Origin of the sequence: Pseudomonas sp. DR208, assembly GCF_019823005.1 — a bacterium.
Classification (GTDB): domain Bacteria; phylum Pseudomonadota; class Gammaproteobacteria; order Pseudomonadales; family Pseudomonadaceae; genus Aquipseudomonas; species Aquipseudomonas extremorientalis.
Window position 1 is genome coordinate 4,077,280 of record NZ_CP081944.1, and the last position, 14,447, is coordinate 4,091,726.

At 63.0% G+C, this 14,447-nt stretch carries 15 protein-coding genes and 1 pseudogene; 3 read left to right on the forward strand and 13 right to left on the reverse strand.

Annotated elements, in window-relative coordinates; genetic code table 11:
* Positions 1–135: 135 nt before the first annotated feature.
* Positions 136–334: pseudogene (locus K5K89_RS28700) on the reverse strand (type II toxin-antitoxin system RelE/ParE family toxin); the annotation flags it as partial.
* 117 nt (positions 335–451) lie between these two features.
* On the opposite strand from K5K89_RS28700, the gene K5K89_RS18320 reads away from it, so the two are divergent.
* On the forward strand, positions 452–2,260 hold the full coding sequence (locus K5K89_RS18320; RefSeq protein ID WP_071491240.1) for a monovalent cation:proton antiporter-2 (CPA2) family protein: 1,809 nt from the start codon (positions 452–454) through the stop codon (positions 2,258–2,260).
* Positions 2,261–2,333: 73 nt separating this feature from the next.
* Positions 2,334–2,888, forward strand: coding sequence for a hypothetical protein (locus K5K89_RS18325; protein ID WP_071491239.1), 555 nt, complete (start codon positions 2,334–2,336; stop codon positions 2,886–2,888).
* Between the two features lie 67 nt (positions 2,889–2,955).
* Here K5K89_RS18325 and K5K89_RS18330 read toward each other — a convergent pair whose 3' ends face one another.
* The 4 genes from K5K89_RS18330 to K5K89_RS18345 are packed head-to-tail and all read right to left on the reverse strand — an operon-like array spanning position 2,956 to position 5,638.
* Complete coding sequence (locus K5K89_RS18330) at positions 2,956–3,675, reverse strand: alpha/beta hydrolase (protein ID WP_222539977.1); 720 nt, start codon at positions 3,673–3,675, stop codon at positions 2,956–2,958.
* An 11-nt stretch (positions 3,676–3,686) separates the two neighbouring features.
* Positions 3,687–4,442 carry a precorrin-6A synthase (deacetylating) gene (cobF, locus tag K5K89_RS18335; protein WP_071491237.1) on the reverse strand — a complete coding sequence of 252 codons (756 nt, stop codon included), beginning with the start codon at positions 4,440–4,442 and terminating at the stop codon, positions 3,687–3,689.
* A 45-nt stretch (positions 4,443–4,487) separates the two neighbouring features.
* Entirely contained in the window at positions 4,488–5,042 is a 555-nt protein-coding gene (locus tag K5K89_RS18340; protein WP_222539978.1) for a histidine phosphatase family protein, read from the reverse strand.
* A 47-nt stretch (positions 5,043–5,089) separates the two neighbouring features.
* A complete protein-coding gene (locus tag K5K89_RS18345) occupies positions 5,090–5,638 on the reverse strand; it encodes a DUF4865 family protein (protein WP_222539979.1) in 549 nt (182 codons plus the stop codon).
* Between the two features lie 93 nt (positions 5,639–5,731).
* Between K5K89_RS18345 and K5K89_RS18350 the strand changes: the two genes are divergently transcribed.
* Complete coding sequence (locus K5K89_RS18350; protein ID WP_222539980.1) at positions 5,732–6,598, forward strand: LysR family transcriptional regulator; 867 nt, start codon at positions 5,732–5,734, stop codon at positions 6,596–6,598.
* A 73-nt stretch (positions 6,599–6,671) separates the two neighbouring features.
* Here K5K89_RS18350 and K5K89_RS18355 read toward each other — a convergent pair whose 3' ends face one another.
* The 8 genes from K5K89_RS18355 to K5K89_RS18390 are packed head-to-tail and all read right to left on the reverse strand — an operon-like array spanning position 6,672 to position 14,444.
* The gene (locus K5K89_RS18355) at positions 6,672–7,649 is read right to left on the reverse strand and encodes a LysR family transcriptional regulator (protein ID WP_222539981.1); all 978 of its coding nucleotides are present in this window, start codon (positions 7,647–7,649) and stop codon (positions 6,672–6,674) included.
* A gap of 51 nt (positions 7,650–7,700) precedes the next feature.
* The gene (locus K5K89_RS18360; protein WP_093126658.1) at positions 7,701–8,642 is read right to left on the reverse strand and encodes a peptidylprolyl isomerase; all 942 of its coding nucleotides are present in this window, start codon (positions 8,640–8,642) and stop codon (positions 7,701–7,703) included.
* The gene (locus tag K5K89_RS18365; RefSeq protein WP_173668605.1) at positions 8,639–9,091 is read right to left on the reverse strand and encodes a YbjN domain-containing protein; all 453 of its coding nucleotides are present in this window, start codon (positions 9,089–9,091) and stop codon (positions 8,639–8,641) included. Before K5K89_RS18365 ends, K5K89_RS18360 begins: the two co-directional genes overlap by 4 nt.
* A gap of 20 nt (positions 9,092–9,111) precedes the next feature.
* Positions 9,112–9,738 carry a DNA repair protein gene (locus K5K89_RS18370; protein ID WP_071491231.1) on the reverse strand — a complete coding sequence of 209 codons (627 nt, stop codon included), beginning with the start codon at positions 9,736–9,738 and terminating at the stop codon, positions 9,112–9,114.
* A gap of 18 nt (positions 9,739–9,756) precedes the next feature.
* Positions 9,757–11,457 (reverse strand): putative porin, encoded by a 1,701-nt coding sequence (locus K5K89_RS18375; RefSeq protein WP_222539982.1) that lies wholly within the window; start codon positions 11,455–11,457, stop codon positions 9,757–9,759.
* Positions 11,458–11,499: 42 nt separating this feature from the next.
* Positions 11,500–12,204, reverse strand: a complete 705-nt coding sequence (locus tag K5K89_RS18380; RefSeq protein WP_093513696.1) for an energy transducer TonB — start codon at positions 12,202–12,204, stop codon at positions 11,500–11,502.
* A 3-nt stretch (positions 12,205–12,207) separates the two neighbouring features.
* The gene (locus K5K89_RS18385) at positions 12,208–12,633 is read right to left on the reverse strand and encodes an ExbD/TolR family protein (RefSeq protein WP_010564254.1); all 426 of its coding nucleotides are present in this window, start codon (positions 12,631–12,633) and stop codon (positions 12,208–12,210) included.
* Between the two features lie 11 nt (positions 12,634–12,644).
* Positions 12,645–14,444: a DUF2341 domain-containing protein gene (locus tag K5K89_RS18390; RefSeq protein ID WP_222539983.1), complete on the reverse strand. Its 1,800-nt coding sequence runs from the start codon at positions 14,442–14,444 to the stop codon at positions 12,645–12,647.
* Positions 14,445–14,447 lie beyond the last annotated feature (3 nt).

Below are 14,447 nucleotides of genomic sequence, written 5' to 3' on the forward strand. Positions count from 1 at the left end.
ACTCCTGGCGACAAGGGACGGCGATAGTAACAAAGGACGAGGCTCATCGCCGTACCGCTGGGGGAAAAGGCGCCCGGTTGGCAGTAGGGTTGTATCGCCGGCCAGTGAATCTCGCACCGGTCGGGCAAGTTGCGGTCATGCAAGGCGATTGATAACCGGATAAAACAAAACCCTGCACGTGCCGGGCTTTTGCAATGTTTCCAAATGCACGTCATATAGCTTTTCTGCCATCGGGACCTGTTCCTCATACCATTGGTGTCGCCCTGTCTTGTCTCCACCGATCAGCAACAACGCACATCGGCGGATCAAAGGCATACAACACGCGAAGCGCTCGGAACCTTGAAAAATACTGCGTGTTCCCCCTCCTGCGCCGCAAAAACACAATTATCCAAATGTAAAAAGCGCTCTAATACCTGCCTGTTGATTGGTTTTGAAGATCCTGGAGTTTCCAATGCCCCATGAAGGCAACCTGTTACAAGCAGCCGTGGTGTTCCTGCTCGCCGCCGTGCTGACCGTGCCCCTGGCCAAACGCCTGCAACTGGGCGCGGTGCTGGGCTATCTGTTCGCCGGTGTGATCATCGGCCCCTCGGTGCTCGGCCTGATCGGCAACCCGCAAAGCGTCGCGCAGTTCTCCGAGCTGGGTGTGGTGTTGCTGCTGTTCATCATCGGCCTGGAGCTGTCACCCAAGCGTCTGTGGGTGATGCGCAAGGCGGTGTTCGGCGTCGGCCTGGCGCAGGTGCTGCTGACGGGCCTGGTAATGGGCGTGGTGGCGTTGTGGCTGTTTGGCCAGTCGTGGAACAGCGCTATCGTGCTGGGCCTGGGCCTGGCGCTGTCGTCTACTGCCTTCGGCCTGCAAAGCCTGGCCGAGCGCAAGGAGCTGAACCAGCCCCACGGTCGCCTGGCCTTTGCCATCCTGCTGTTCCAGGACATCGCCGCGATCCCGCTGATCGCCATGGTGCCGCTGCTGGCCGGCAGCGATCACCCGACCACCGAGGCCCAGGGCCTGCAACACGTACTGCAGATCCTCGGCAGCATCGCCGTGGTGATCATCGGCGGACGCTACCTGTTGCGACCGGTGTTTCGCATCGTGGCCAAGACCGGTCTGCGTGAAGTATCCACCGCCACCGCGCTGCTGGTGGTGATTGGTACGGCGTGGTTGATGGAATTGGTGGGCGTGTCCATGGCCCTCGGCGCCTTCCTCGCCGGCCTGCTGCTGGCGGACTCGGAGTACCGCCACGAACTGGAATCGCAGATCGAGCCATTCAAGGGCCTGCTGCTGGGGCTGTTCTTCATCAGCGTGGGCATGGGCGCCAACCTCAGCCTGTTGCTCAGCTCGCCGCTGGTGGTGATTGGCCTGACGCTGCTGTTGATAGGCCTGAAATTGCCGCTGCTGTATGCCGTGGGCCGCATGGTGGGTGACCTCAATCGCGAAAGCGCCCTGCGTCTGGGCGTAGTGCTGGCGGCCGGGGGTGAATTTGCCTTCGTGGTGTTCAAGATCGGCCGCGACCAGGGCCTGTTCGAACCGCACCTCTACGACGTGCTGGTATTGACCATCACCCTGTCCATGGCGGTGACGCCGCTGTTGCTGCTGGTGTGCCCGAAGCTGTTCAAGCCCAAGGCCAAGCCGGTGGAAGTGCCCGAGGAATATCGCACCATCGAAAGCGATGCGCCGCGCGTGGTGATCGCCGGCATGGGCCGTATGGGCCAGATCGTGGCGCGGATCCTGCGGGCACAGAACATCTCGTTCATCGCCCTGGACACCTCGGTGGAAACCATCGAGCTGACCCGCAGCTTCGGCGGCATGCCGGTGTTCTACGGCGACCCGCAACGCCCCGAGATCCTGCACGCGGCCAAGGTCGACCAGGCGGAGTTCTTCGTGATCGCCATGGACGACCCTGAGATCAACATCAAGACCGCCGAGTTGGTGCGCAACCTCTACCCGCACATGCAGATCATCGCCCGTGCACGTAACCGCCAGCACGTGCACCGCCTAGTCGACCTGGACGCCTCGCCGGTTCGCGAAACCTTCTATTCCAGCCTGGAAATGAGCCGCCGCACCCTGGTGGGCCTCGGCTTGAGCCAGGCCCAGGCCGATGCACGCATCACCCGCTTCAAGAACCACGACCTGCAAGTGCTGGCCGCGCAACACGCAGTGTACGACGACGCGGCCAAGGTGATGCAAACCGCCCAGGAAGCACGGGCAGAACTGGCGCGGCTGTTTGAGATGGATCGACTGGAGGAAGAGTCCGACAAGCTGTGAGGCTGCCGGTGAACGAGATTGCGACTTTTCTGACAGAATACGCCGCAATCTTGTTCATCCCCTGGAGCGCTTCATGGCCACTTTCACCAAGACCACCGTCCTGCTGGCCCTCGCGCTGACCGCCGGCAGCGTATTCGCCGCGTCCAAGCCGACCACCCAAACTATCTCCACCTTGGGCGGCAAGTTCACCTTCAACCTGCCCAAAGCCTACGCCGCCGACACCCTGCCGGCTGGCAAGGCGGAGGACGGCACTGCCGATACCCAAGGCACGATGTACGCCAACCAGACCACGAAAAGCGTGGTGATCGTCGCCGAAACCGTGCGCAACGATGGGGTAACTATTGGGGATAACGACGCGAAATTCCTGGACGGCGCCGTGGCCGGCTTCGTCAAGGACCAGAGCGCCGCCCTGCCGGACTTCAAGAAACAGAGCGAGAAGAAGCTGACCTTCAAGGGTCTGGGCCTGCGCCAGGTGGACAGCACCGCCACCCAGGGCGGCGGCAAGACGCTGAATTCGACGTTCCTGGGCGGTTCGGGCAATCACCTGCTGGTGATCCAGGCGATTTCGCGGGCGGATGATGCGAAGGGGCATGCCGCGTTGGTGAAGCAGATTACCGGCGGGAAATAACAATCTTCCAGACAACCCGATCCACATGTGGGAGGGAGCAAGCCCCTCTCACAGTGCTCGACCGCGTTTAATTCAGGCTCTTTTCCAGCCAGGCTTTCAGGTCCTGCACTTCCGTTTCACTGATGGTATGCGGCATGCCCGGATATCCGTGGAACTCCGGCTTCAATCCCAACCCCGTCAACACCTCATTCGCCCGAGTGGCCGACGCATAAGGCAGCGCCTGGTCCAAAGTGCCGTGGCCAATGAAAATCGCCAGCTTGCCCAGTGACGCATCCGGCTTCAGCTCAGCCTTGAGCACCGGCAACACGCTGCCACTCAACGCTGCAATCCCACGCAGCAGTTCCGGCCGACGCAACCCTACCTCGTAAGACATGATCGCGCCCTGACTGAAGCCCACCAGGAACACCCGATCCGGCTGGGTGTGGTATTTGACGGTGGCTTTGCCGACAAAGTCTTCGATCAGCCGGGCGCTACGTTGCAGGTCGGCGGTCTCGCCATCGTATTCGCCGTCACCGGGCGTCTTGGTAAACCAGCGATAGCCGTGGGGGTCCACCAGCATCGGCGCGCGGGCCGACAGGTAAGTCCAGGTGGACGGCAGCGCGTCCTTGATGCCGAACAAATCCTCTTCGTCACTGCCGAAACCGTGCAGGAAAATCACCAGCGGCTGGTTGCGCGCATCGCCCTGGGTCTGTTCCAGGTACGACAACGGCAAGTCGGTGTGCAGCGTATCGTCGGCATGAGCGACGCCGACCACCAGGGTCAGCGCCAGGGCAAACAGTTTGAACATGGGACGTGACCTCAGGGTTTGCGCAGCAGATAAGTGTCCATGATCCAGCCATTTTCCAGGCGCGCCGCCTTGCGCACCCGTTCGATTTCTTCTGCCACTTCACTGACCTTGCCGCTGATAAGGATTTCATCCGGCGTGCCCAGGTAGGCGCCCCAGTAGATGTCCAGGCCTTGATCGGCCACGGTGCGGTAAGAGTCTTCCGCGTCGAGCATCACCACCAGGGTGTCCGCATCACTCGCCTGCCCCGCCGCCAGACGGCGCCCGGTGGTGATCTCGACCGACTTGCCGATACGGTTCAGCGCCACTTTATGCTGTGCGGCCAGCGCCTGCACGCTGGTGATACCGGGGATCACCTCGAACTCAAAGGCGCAACGGCCACTGGCCAGAATCGCCTGCAAAATGCGGATGGTGCTGTCGTATAACGCCGGGTCGCCCCACGCCAGGAAAGCACCTACTTCACCGTCAGCCATTTCTTCGTTGATCATGCGTTCGAAGGTCTGTTGCTTGTCGCGGTTCAGGTCCTGCACGGCGGTGGTGTAGTCGATATCGCCGCGCACGCGCTCCGGGCACTCGGCCTCAACGAAGCGATAACCCGGCTCGGTGATGTAGGTCTCGCAGATCTCGCGACGCAGGTCGATCAACTTGTCTTTGCTCTGGCCCTTGTCCATCAGGAAAAACACGTCGGTGCGGTTGAGCGCCTTCACGGCCTGCATCGTGATGTAGTCAGGGTTGCCGGCGCCAATGCCGATGATCAGGATGCGTTTCATGGGTTGCTCTCATTGCGGGGCGTGGATTTTGCCATGTTCAGGCGCTCAGGCGTGAGTTTCCAGGCGCAGGCGCCAGACGTTGTTGAAGCGTAGCTCGGTGGCGGACAACGGTTCGACGTCGATACGGTAGAACATCGACAGCGGGAACTGCATCACCTGCAACAACACGGCGCGGATCACAAAGGGGTGGGTGATTGCGACGATATGGCCGGGTTGGGTTTCGAGGGTTTTCAGCCACTGCGCTACACGTGCACATAGGTCATCGACTGACTCCCCACCCTGGGCCGCGAAGGTGCTGTCGGTGAGCCAGGTATTCAACTCATCACTATTGAGCTGGTTGATGGCCTGGCCTTTCCACTGGCCGAAATCAGCATCGCGCAGGGCGTCTTCGATCACCGCGTCATTGCCGAACAAGCCCGCCGTCTGCCGAGTACGCAGCTCGGGAGCGCAGAGTAAACGCGGCTTTTTCCTATAACGCCCAGCGAGAGAGCCGGCCGCCCCCTGCCAATCCATCGCCACCGGCTCGTCATCGCAGAAACGCCCCTGTTTTTGCAGGGGCGTGAGGGCATGGCAAATAAGTGTCAGACGTGTGGCTTGCATCGCAGCGTGCTTGGACCCAGGGAATGAGGCCACCAAGACTGGCGCAGTTATCCCAGTCGCGCAACGCCTTGTGCCAGATAGAGCACCTGGTAACCCGTCCCTGGGTGCTGCGCGTCCAGCGCCTTGGCCGACAAGGTGAACCGCACCAGGCGCCACGCTTGCACATCCAGCGCCAGGAACACCGCAAAGGTCTCTGCGCTGTCGGCCACCTGTTGATTGCGCCGTTTTCCCTCGGCCAAGGCCACCGCCCTGTCCGCGCCCGCCTCCAGCGGCCATTCCTCGCGGTACAAACTCACTGCGCCCTGCGCCGGGCCACGTTGTACATCCAGCGGCAACCAGCTCTCGATATGCGGGCGACCAAAGCTGTCGAGCACCTTCTGGAAGCGCTCGCCCAATAAAAAGTCAGCGGCCTGCAACGGGTCGGCCCACAGGTACACCGACGAATACACTTTGCCCCCCTGCTCGCGGGCGATAAACGCCTTGAACAGCAACCCCTCGGCGTCATCCCACAACGGCCCCAATTGCGCGGCGCGCCGGTGAATCACGCCCATGTCATAGTCGGCTGGCAAGCGGTGTGAATACTGTTTGGCAAACATGCGAGAACTCCTGTGCAAGATGAGCGTTCAGCTTGCGCAGCGGCGATGATTTCAACAAGATATCCTTCGATATATGTGCGATAAGGATTGAATATGACTGACGCCCTCAGACCGCTGGATATCGATACCGTCCAGGCCTTTGTGCTGGTGGCGGATTTCGCCAGTTTCACCCGTGCCGCCGAAGCCCTCGACACCTCCCAGGCGGCCATCAGCCTCAAGCTCAAACGCCTGGAAGAGCGCCTCGGCTACCGCCTGCTCGAGCGCACGCCTCGCCATGTACGGCTGTCGCCCCAAGGCGAACAGTTCATCATCGCCGCCCGCGCCCTGCTCAATGCCCATGAACGCGCCTTGGGCGACATGGCGACTCACACGCCCCGGCGCCTGGTCATCGGCATCAGCGACCACGTGGCCGGCCCCGACCTGCCGGCCTGGCTCAGCCGCCTGGCCGCCTACGACCCGCTGGTGATCCTCGAAGTGCGCATCGCCTCCTCCCGCGAACTGGTTGCCGCTTTTGATCGCAATGAGTTGGACGCCGTGATCGTGCGCAACGAGGGCGACCGCCGGGACGGTGAAGTGCTGGCAGTGGAACGCTTCGGCTGGTTCGCCGCCCCCACCTGGCAACACACCCCAGGCACGCCCCTGCGCATGGCGACCATGGCCGCACCCTGCGGTGTTCGTCACCTGGCGACCCGCGCACTGGACGCGGCGCGCATCGACTGGACCGAAGTCTTCGTGGGCGGCGGCGTCATGGCCGTCGGTGCTGCCGTCAGCGCCGGATTGGGCGTCGCCGCCCTCGCCCGCCGCGTGGCGCCGTCTGGCGCGGTAGATGTGAGCGAGCAATACGGCCTGCCACCCTTGCCGGTGAGTGAAGTGGTGCTTTACAGCCGCATCACCGATGTGCGCTCACGGGAGACACTGCGTGCCCTGAGCGCGACCTTTCGCGGCGTGCTGCAACACTGAAATAAGTGTTTTTTGTGGCGAGCGGGCTTGCCCCGCTCACCACAGGGGAATTCGGTGATCTAAGAGAAATCTGTCAGTCAAACCACTCCCGCCGACCTTCAAAGGTGCCAACGATCAGTTCCACAATCATCCGCACCGCCTCCTCATCCCGCACCTGCGCATTCACCGCCAACCACACCTGGCGCTGCATGCTCTCGGTCAATAACCCCGGCAACGCCACCAGCCCCCGGTCAAAGCTGCTGATGTAATGCGGCAGCAACCCAATGCACGCGCCACAACGGATCATCTCCAGCATCAGCGAATACGCCTGCACCTGCACCACTGCCGCCAGGCGCTCCTGTACAACCTGGTTCCACGCCTGCAAAGCCCCCACCTGCGCATCCGGCTGCCATTGCACCAGCATGTAATCGTCGAGGTCCTCCACACTGTCCGGCCGCGTGGTCAACCGCGAATAACGCTTGGCGATATGCGGCAGATACTGCAAGCGCGCCAAGGCTCGGGGTGGCTCAGTGGCAAAGCTCGGACCCGGCACCGGCCCGTCGGCGTCTGACAGCCACAGCACCACGTCCACATCCACCGCCTGCAACGACACCTGACTGTCGATGGAGATGATCTCCAGGCGCACGCTGGCATTGCGGCGCAGCAACGCGATCAGATCGCGCCCAAGGATGTCATGCAGGATCGGCTCGGCCACGGCCAGCCGAATCAGCGGCTGCTCCGTCACCGGCAGGCGTCGTTCATGGGCCAGGGCAATCAGCTGCGCCTGCAGCTGCTGGCCATCTCGACTGAGCACCAAACCATTGCCCTGGTAGCTGAACAGCGAATGCCGCAGGTGTTCCTCCAACTGCGCCAGACGCTTGCGCAACAGCGTGGCCTTGATATTCAAACTGCGCGCCGCCTGCATGAAACAGCCGCAGCGTGCACTCACCAGGAAGTAGCGCGCCACTTCCGGGTCGATCTCATGGGCCAGGGCCAGCCAACTGTTGCGGCCCTCGGCTGGCGCACGATAAGCGGACGGCCCCTGAGGGGCAGACGGTTCTAGAAATGCCATGGGAGACTCCCTGTCTTGTCAGTCTGTGCATCCAATGCGGGTTGACGTGTATTACTCCAGCACTTTGTTCAACTCGGCGCCGTCGATACTCAGGGTGGCGGTATTGAGCATGCCTTCGAGGTAAGCCTTGGCGATCTGCTCCTGGCGCTGGGCACGCAGGGCCTGGGTCAGGCGTTCACGCAGTTCGTCGAGGGTCGCGGTGCGTGCCGGTTGCTGGCCGGTGAGCTTGAGCACATGGAACCCCGCCGCGCTCTGCACCACGTCCGACACGGCACCGACCTTGAGGCGCGACACCGCACTGCGCACTTCCGGCACCAGTTGCTGCAACGGCTGCATGCCCGAGTCGCCACCGCGTGCAGCAGAGTCGGTGTCCTGGGAAAACTGCGTGGCCAGGGCGGCGAACTCATTCGGCGCCGCCTGGGCGCGACGGCTCAGTTCCTGGGCCTGGCGGCGCACACTGTCAACGGCTTGTGGGTCATTCACCGCGAGGAAAATCTGGCTCACGCGATACAACGCCGGCGTCACCCACTGCGATTTACCGCTGTCGTAGGCCTGCTGCAATTCGGCGGCGCTGGGGTAATCGGCCGGCACCTGGCTGACCGACAACATGTAGTCGCGAAACACAATCTGCTCGGCGGCGGCGCGGGTTTGCTGCTCCACGTCCGGGCGCTGGCGCCAGCCCTGGGCGTCAGCCTGTTCGAGCACCGCCTTTTGCGCCAGGCGTGAACGGATCCAGGTTTCCAACGCGCCACGATTGCCGCGCAATTGCTCGCGGGACTCGACAGGCAGGCTGGCCAGCACGGTTTTCAGTTCCATGAGGTCAATCTGCTGATTGCCCAGGCGCGCCACTGCCGGCCCGCTCGCTGCCGGGTTGCTCACCGGCGCCGGTTGCTGCGCAGCCACCGGGTCGCTGCCCGGCCGCAGGCTCAAGCCAACCGCCACCACCAGCAAGGCCAGCGCACCCGCGCCGACCATCAGGGTTGGCTTTTTCACAATACCGGCGCCTCGGCTTCAGCCTGCAACTGCGCCGCCTGCTGGCTGTATTCACGCAGGTAAACAATAAATTCCTGCAACAGACGGTCCCACAATTCCAGCTGGCTGCGCAGGTGCGTAGCGCCGACACCGGCCACCACCACGTCCATTTCCATCAGCAGGAATTCGCTCTGCACCGACAACCGCGCAAAGCGCCGCGAAGCGTTCCACACCTGGGCCAGGCCTTCGGGCAGCTCGCCCTGGATACGCAGTGCGCAGCTGTAGGTGAAATCCACATAACCGCCCTGCTCCGCCGCCGGGTTGCCGAAGCGAACCGCAAAGCCGATGCCCTGGCTGGCGCTGAGCAATTGCACGATGCCGTTTTGCTCAGTCTGGTTGACCCGGTAGCCGGCTTCCTGCAGCAACTCGGTGAGGCTCTGGGGGGTGACGCTGGTGATCAATTCGCTCATGGAGATCTCTTCCCTGTCTATCAATGATTGGCAGTTGCCTGGGGCGCATCGAAACGGCTCTTGTACAAATCGTCGCCGAAGCCCTGGGCCAGTTCCTCGAACTTGACCCGGACGCTGCTGGCGAACGGCTGGCGGATACTCATCACCTCGGCCACGTCGATTTTTTCGTAGGCGGTGAGCAACTGCCGGGCCACGCCGTACATCTGTTGATTCTTGACTGAACATTGCTGCACTTGTGTGTCACGTTCACTCAGTTGTGCCTGCAAGCGCGCTCGCTCGGCCTCTTTACCCTTGGCCAGCACCAGCAGTTCGTCATAGGCCTTCTTGAACTTGCCGATCTGCTCATTGCTGGCCGCCACCTGGGCCTGCGCCTGGCTGTGCAGGCTCTGTTGCTGGCCGGCCATTTGCTCGGCCACGGCGCGGGCCTTGTCCAGCTCGGCCGTCAGTTGCTTGATTTGCGCCTGGGCCTGCCTGGCCTGGTTTTCCGCAGCAAGGCGTGCGGCGCTGGCCTGAGCCTGCTCGCTTTGCAGGGCCTGCAATTGCTGGGTGGTGCTGCGCAGTTGCGTGCGCAGGCGCTCCTCCATGCCTTCAGCCGACGCGCCGCTGGCGACCAGCAGCAGTAACAGCCCGCAGATTCGCGTGTTCATGTGGCATCTCCCTGCGCATCAAAAGCGCGTGTTGAGTTCCAGTTGCATCACATCCACCTCGAACGGCGCGCCATACACTTCGGATGCACTCAACCAACGCGCACTGGCGTAGATGTTCTTTTCGATGCCGTAGTTGGCGCCAATGAAGTAGCCCTTGGCGTTGGTGCCGCCCAGGTGGAACGACGAATCGTTGAAGCCGTCGGGCAAGGCGTCAGGCTGGATGTACTTGTAGCCGGCCAGTACGTTCCAGTCGCCACGCTTGCGCATTTCCAGCGCGCTGCCGAGGGTGAACGAAACCATCAACGCATTGCCGCCACTTTCAAACTGACCGTTGCTGTTGATGTTGTTGACGATCTGGCCTTCGCTGCGCTTGAGCATTTCGCCCTTGTCGTAGGCCAGGTTGTGGATGTAATTGCCCTGGGTGCGCAGTTTGAAGTCGCTCGGCAGCTCGGCATCCCAGGCCAGGTTGAGGTCGAGCACGTCGAACTTGGACGCCAGGCCCACGAACTGCGGCTGCGGGGTCAGGCCGGGCGTCGCCGGGTTGGGGGTGATGTCGCGTAGCAGGAACACGCTGTTGCCCTTTTGCATGAAGGCCAGGCGTGAACCGTCGCTGTCACAGGCCGGCTGGCCGGACCAGGGCTGGCAAGCGCCGGAGCGCTTCCCTTCGATATCGTCGAAGTGGTAGTACGCCAACGCGCCCTTGAGGCTGTTTTCGCGGTTGATTTTCCAGTTGGCGCCGATCTGCCCGCCAAACAGCCATTTGGTATCGCTGTCTTCCTTGTCGAAACCGTTGCTGCTGGCCGAGTCGGAGGTGTACTCCACCGGGAACGCGCCCAGGGTGCCGAACAGGCCCCACTCACTGTTCAGCGCGTGGTTGAAGTTGGCAGCGATACCGTCGAAGTTCAGGTCGCCCGAATACATCATGTCGGTGGAATAGAACGGGTTGGCGAAGCGCCCGGCGGTAAGGGTCACGTCCGGGCTGGCCTTCCAGCTCAGGTAACCCTGGTCGAGCCAGATGTCCTTCTTGCCAAAGCCACCGCCCAGGGTCTGAGTGGTGGACACCGGGTTGTTGTCGGAGCCGGTGCCCACCCGGATGCCGGCGGTCCAGTCCGGCGACAGTACCGCTTTCATGCCCAGGCGCGCGCGCAGGCGGAACAGGTTTTCGCGGTCCTTGGTGGTGTTGAGCAGCGGTGGCAGCTTGGTGTTGGTGTCTTTGTTGGTGTCGTACGGGCCACTTTCATTGAGCTTGGCGTAGTCGACGATCTCGTTGCTGTTGTTGCCCGAGAAGTAGCGCGACTCATCCCGCAGGCGGATATCCCCGTCAAAGCTGATGCGCGAGATCCAGTCCGGGAAAGTATTGGGCTGTGCCCAGTTTTCCTGCTTGGCGGTGGCCATGACCTCGGCCTTGACCTGGTCACGAATCTGATCCTTCACCGCCTGCGGCACGTATTGCACCCGCACATCGCCGGGGGCTGCGGTCGGGCCTGCGGCCACCAGCGGCGCGGCATTCGCCTGACGCGCCTGCCGGGCTTCTTTTTCGGCCTGGGCGATCAGCCCGTTGGCGGTGTCCTGGCTCAGCACGCCCTGCTGCACCAGCAGACGGATCAGGTTGATGGTGACGTTTTCCGAGGGCGCAACCGGGGCCGCAGCCGCCTGGCCGACCAGGGTCGCGATGACCATGCCGACCGCCAGGGTCAGTCGATTCACGGGGGAAATCATGTGTACGCAACTCCTGTAAAAACCGTTGAAAAAAGGATTCAATCAATCCGGGCGCCGGCCCTTGAGGGACAGGCGCATGGGCAGCGTCAGCGACGCCGGTGGTTTCTGTGTGGCACGCGGCGCCTGGATCAAGGCGAGCATCTGCGCATCGGTCTCGGCATCCCCGCTGGACTTGGCCACCAGCGCCTTGGTGACCTGGCCATCGGCGCCCAGCCACAGGTCTATCTGTATCGAGAAGGCCTTCTTGCGCAGCTCAGGATCCTCGCGCATCAGCCGTTGATAAGTGCCGGCCAGGTACTGCTTGTAGGTGCCGGTCCCCAGCCCGCCGCCACCGCTGCCGGCCATACCGCCGCCCTTGCCGGCACCGATGTTGAAACCGTCATTGCCGGACTGGGCGTCGCCATCGATCTGCATCGGGTTGGCCAAATCCTCGTTAGGCGAAGGCGGCGCTTCCTCGACCGGCTTGACCTCTTCGGGCTCGGGGCTCGGCACCGGTTCCGGGACTTTTTCTTCGACCTGGGGCTCGGGCTCCTTGGGTTTTTCCGGCGGCGGTGGAGGTGGCGGCGGCAACGGGATAATCGTCGGCACCTTCGGCGCTTCACGGCGCACGCCGCTCATGTCGTTGGCCCACTGCCACAAGAACCAGGCGGCGACGGCGCCCAGCAACAGGCCGGCGCCCCACTTCAACGGGCGCAACGGCGGCGTGTTTTTCACAGGCGGTGGCGCGATCGGGATCTGTGCAGTCATGACTCAGCCCTGGCTCGGTTTGCCGGTGACCAGCCCGACTTGGGACAGCTCCAGCCGGCGCAGCAGGTCGAGCACTTCGATGACTTTCTGGTACTGCACCATCGCATCGCCGCGCACGATCACCGGGAAGTCCGGGTTCAGTGCTTTCTCGATGCGCAGGCGCTCTTCCAGCTCGCCGAGAGTCACCGGATAGGCGTCGAGGAACACCTGGCCGCCGTCATTCACGGAGATGGCCTTGGTCTTGGCCTGCGACAACGACACCGAGGCGCTGGCCTTGGGCAGGTGAATCTGGATGCCCGACACCTGGGCGGTCGCAGTGAGGATAAACATCACCAGCACCACCATGAGCACGTCCACCAGCGGCGTGATGTTGATGCTGTCGACGGCCGCGTCATCGTCATCGTCGTGGGAGGCATTTACGGAAGCCATGGCGATTCTCCTCAGGCCGGAACCGATGCGTGATGTTCGCGGCGGTGCGCGGCTTCACTGTGCTGGCTCTCGCCGTGCATCTCCGCCAGGCGAGTGATGAACTCGTCGACGAACACGCGCATGTCCGCACTGACTTCCTTGTTGCGCGTGATCAGGCGGTTGTAGCCAAACAGCGCGGGGATCGCCACGAACAGGCCCATGGCCGTCGCCAGCAACGCCGCCGCCATGCCAGGGGCGATCGCGTTGATGTTCACGTCACCGGCCATCGCCGTGCCGAGGAACACCACCATGATCCCCAGCACCGTGCCGAGCAGGCCGATGTACGGGCCGCCGGCGATGGCGTTGGACAGGGTCGACAACTTGGAACTCAGGGCCTGGTTCTCGCGGGTGCGCACGCCGTCCATGGAGCAACGGATGGCTTCGATGGTGGCGGCCGACACCGACGAAGTGTCCGCGCCCTGGGCACGGCGGGTGCGGATCTCCTTGACCGCCACCAGGTACAGGCGCCACAGCGAAGAATGGGTCAGGCGCTCACCCAACAGGGCGTCGTCGGCATACATCTCCAGGCGGGTGCCGATCTGCGCGAAGTGCTCGCGGAAGACCTCGTTGGCACTGCTTACACGCCTGACCTGGCGGTTCTTGCGCAGCATGATGACCCACGACTGGAACATCATCGCTACCAGCACCAGGATGATCACCCAGGCATCCACCGGTACGGCGTTGAGCAAAAAGCCCAGGCTGCCGAAACCGAAGCCGGATTGTTCTTCATCCACCCCGTAGGCCACCAGCTTCGACTCGGCGCCCTGGGCGCTGGCATCGGCCAGCAACAGCGCAGCCGGGCGTGCCACCTTGGACAGGCGCAGCTCATCGATGGCACCGGCGAATGGCAGGTGGGTGCTACCGGCTTCCGGCAGGTCGGCGCCAATGGCGGTCTGAGAATTGAACGCCGGCAGAGCCACTGCCAGAGTCGCGGTTTCGCGGCCATTCACGTACAGCGTGACCTTATCGCCCTCGGCGGTGAACGCCAGGTGCTGCCACTGACCAGGGTTCAGCGGTTGAGTGGAGACGGCGCGCTGGCCGTCGACGTCCACGAACGGCATGCCCTGGTTCAGGCCCAGTAACAGACTATGGCCGCCGTCGCGACGGGCCAGCACCGCTTGCTCGCCGCTGGCCTGGTCCAGGCGCAACCAGGCGCTGAACGTGAACGCGCCGCCCGCAGCGTGCTGTAACGAGGGGCTGGCCGGCAACATCAACGCTTGGCCGCTCAACTGCAAGGCGCGGCCGATCACGCCGTCGATGCTCGCGCCGGTGGCGTTCAACGCGGTGTTGGCGTAGGCCGTGGTGTCCCGGGCCGGGGTGCCATTGACCCCGTCAAAGTGGTAGAGCGCGGTGTAGCTCGGGTCGAAGGTCAGTTGCCCATTGGCCGTGGCCGGGGCCTTCTGGTTGCCGTAGTACATCCACAGGTCCTGGCGCTGGCCGCCTTCGACCTTGGGCACATCGACCCAGATCAGCGCCATGCCCATCAGTGGGTCGAAGCTTTCGATCTGGTGGTTGAACACGGTCTTGTCGTCGGCACTCACAAAACGCAGGTCAGAACCGTCGTCCTTGACCCCGTCAAAAGTGAAGTTGCCGGTGTGCAGGCGCACCAGCAGTGCAGTGCGACCCAGGGCCTGGCTGATCGCGGCGCCTTGGGCGGTGGTGTCTACCGAAATCTGTTTGCGGTAGTGCCAGTCGTCCTGCCACCAGGCATGGGCGGTGGCCGGGAGCGCGAAGCCCAGGCAGATCAACAGGCTCAGGAATAGGCGTTGCATGGG

Excerpts from the sequence above, each read along its gene's own strand:
- K5K89_RS18380 (WP_093513696.1), bottom strand. The coding sequence starts at position 12,204 with ATGACTGCACAGATCCCGATCGCGCCACCGCCTGTGAAAAACACGCCG.
- K5K89_RS18350 (WP_222539980.1), top strand. The coding sequence starts at position 5,732 with ATGACTGACGCCCTCAGACCGCTGGATATCGATACCGTCCAGGCCTTT.
- K5K89_RS18390 (WP_222539983.1), bottom strand. The coding sequence starts at position 14,444 with ATGCAACGCCTATTCCTGAGCCTGTTGATCTGCCTGGGCTTCGCGCTC.
- K5K89_RS18345 (WP_222539979.1), bottom strand. The coding sequence starts at position 5,638 with ATGTTTGCCAAACAGTATTCACACCGCTTGCCAGCCGACTATGACATG.
- K5K89_RS18385 (WP_010564254.1), bottom strand. The coding sequence starts at position 12,633 with ATGGCTTCCGTAAATGCCTCCCACGACGATGACGATGACGCGGCCGTC.
- K5K89_RS18320 (WP_071491240.1), top strand. The coding sequence starts at position 452 with ATGCCCCATGAAGGCAACCTGTTACAAGCAGCCGTGGTGTTCCTGCTC.
- K5K89_RS18340 (WP_222539978.1), bottom strand. The coding sequence starts at position 5,042 with ATGCAAGCCACACGTCTGACACTTATTTGCCATGCCCTCACGCCCCTG.
- K5K89_RS18375 (WP_222539982.1), bottom strand. The coding sequence starts at position 11,457 with ATGATTTCCCCCGTGAATCGACTGACCCTGGCGGTCGGCATGGTCATC.
- K5K89_RS18330 (WP_222539977.1), bottom strand. The coding sequence starts at position 3,675 with ATGTTCAAACTGTTTGCCCTGGCGCTGACCCTGGTGGTCGGCGTCGCT.
- K5K89_RS18355 (WP_222539981.1), bottom strand. The coding sequence starts at position 7,649 with ATGGCATTTCTAGAACCGTCTGCCCCTCAGGGGCCGTCCGCTTATCGT.
- K5K89_RS18365 (WP_173668605.1), bottom strand. The coding sequence starts at position 9,091 with ATGAGCGAATTGATCACCAGCGTCACCCCCCAGAGCCTCACCGAGTTG.
- K5K89_RS18370 (WP_071491231.1), bottom strand. The coding sequence starts at position 9,738 with ATGAACACGCGAATCTGCGGGCTGTTACTGCTGCTGGTCGCCAGCGGC.
- K5K89_RS18325 (WP_071491239.1), top strand. The coding sequence starts at position 2,334 with ATGGCCACTTTCACCAAGACCACCGTCCTGCTGGCCCTCGCGCTGACC.
- cobF (WP_071491237.1), bottom strand. The coding sequence starts at position 4,442 with ATGAAACGCATCCTGATCATCGGCATTGGCGCCGGCAACCCTGACTAC.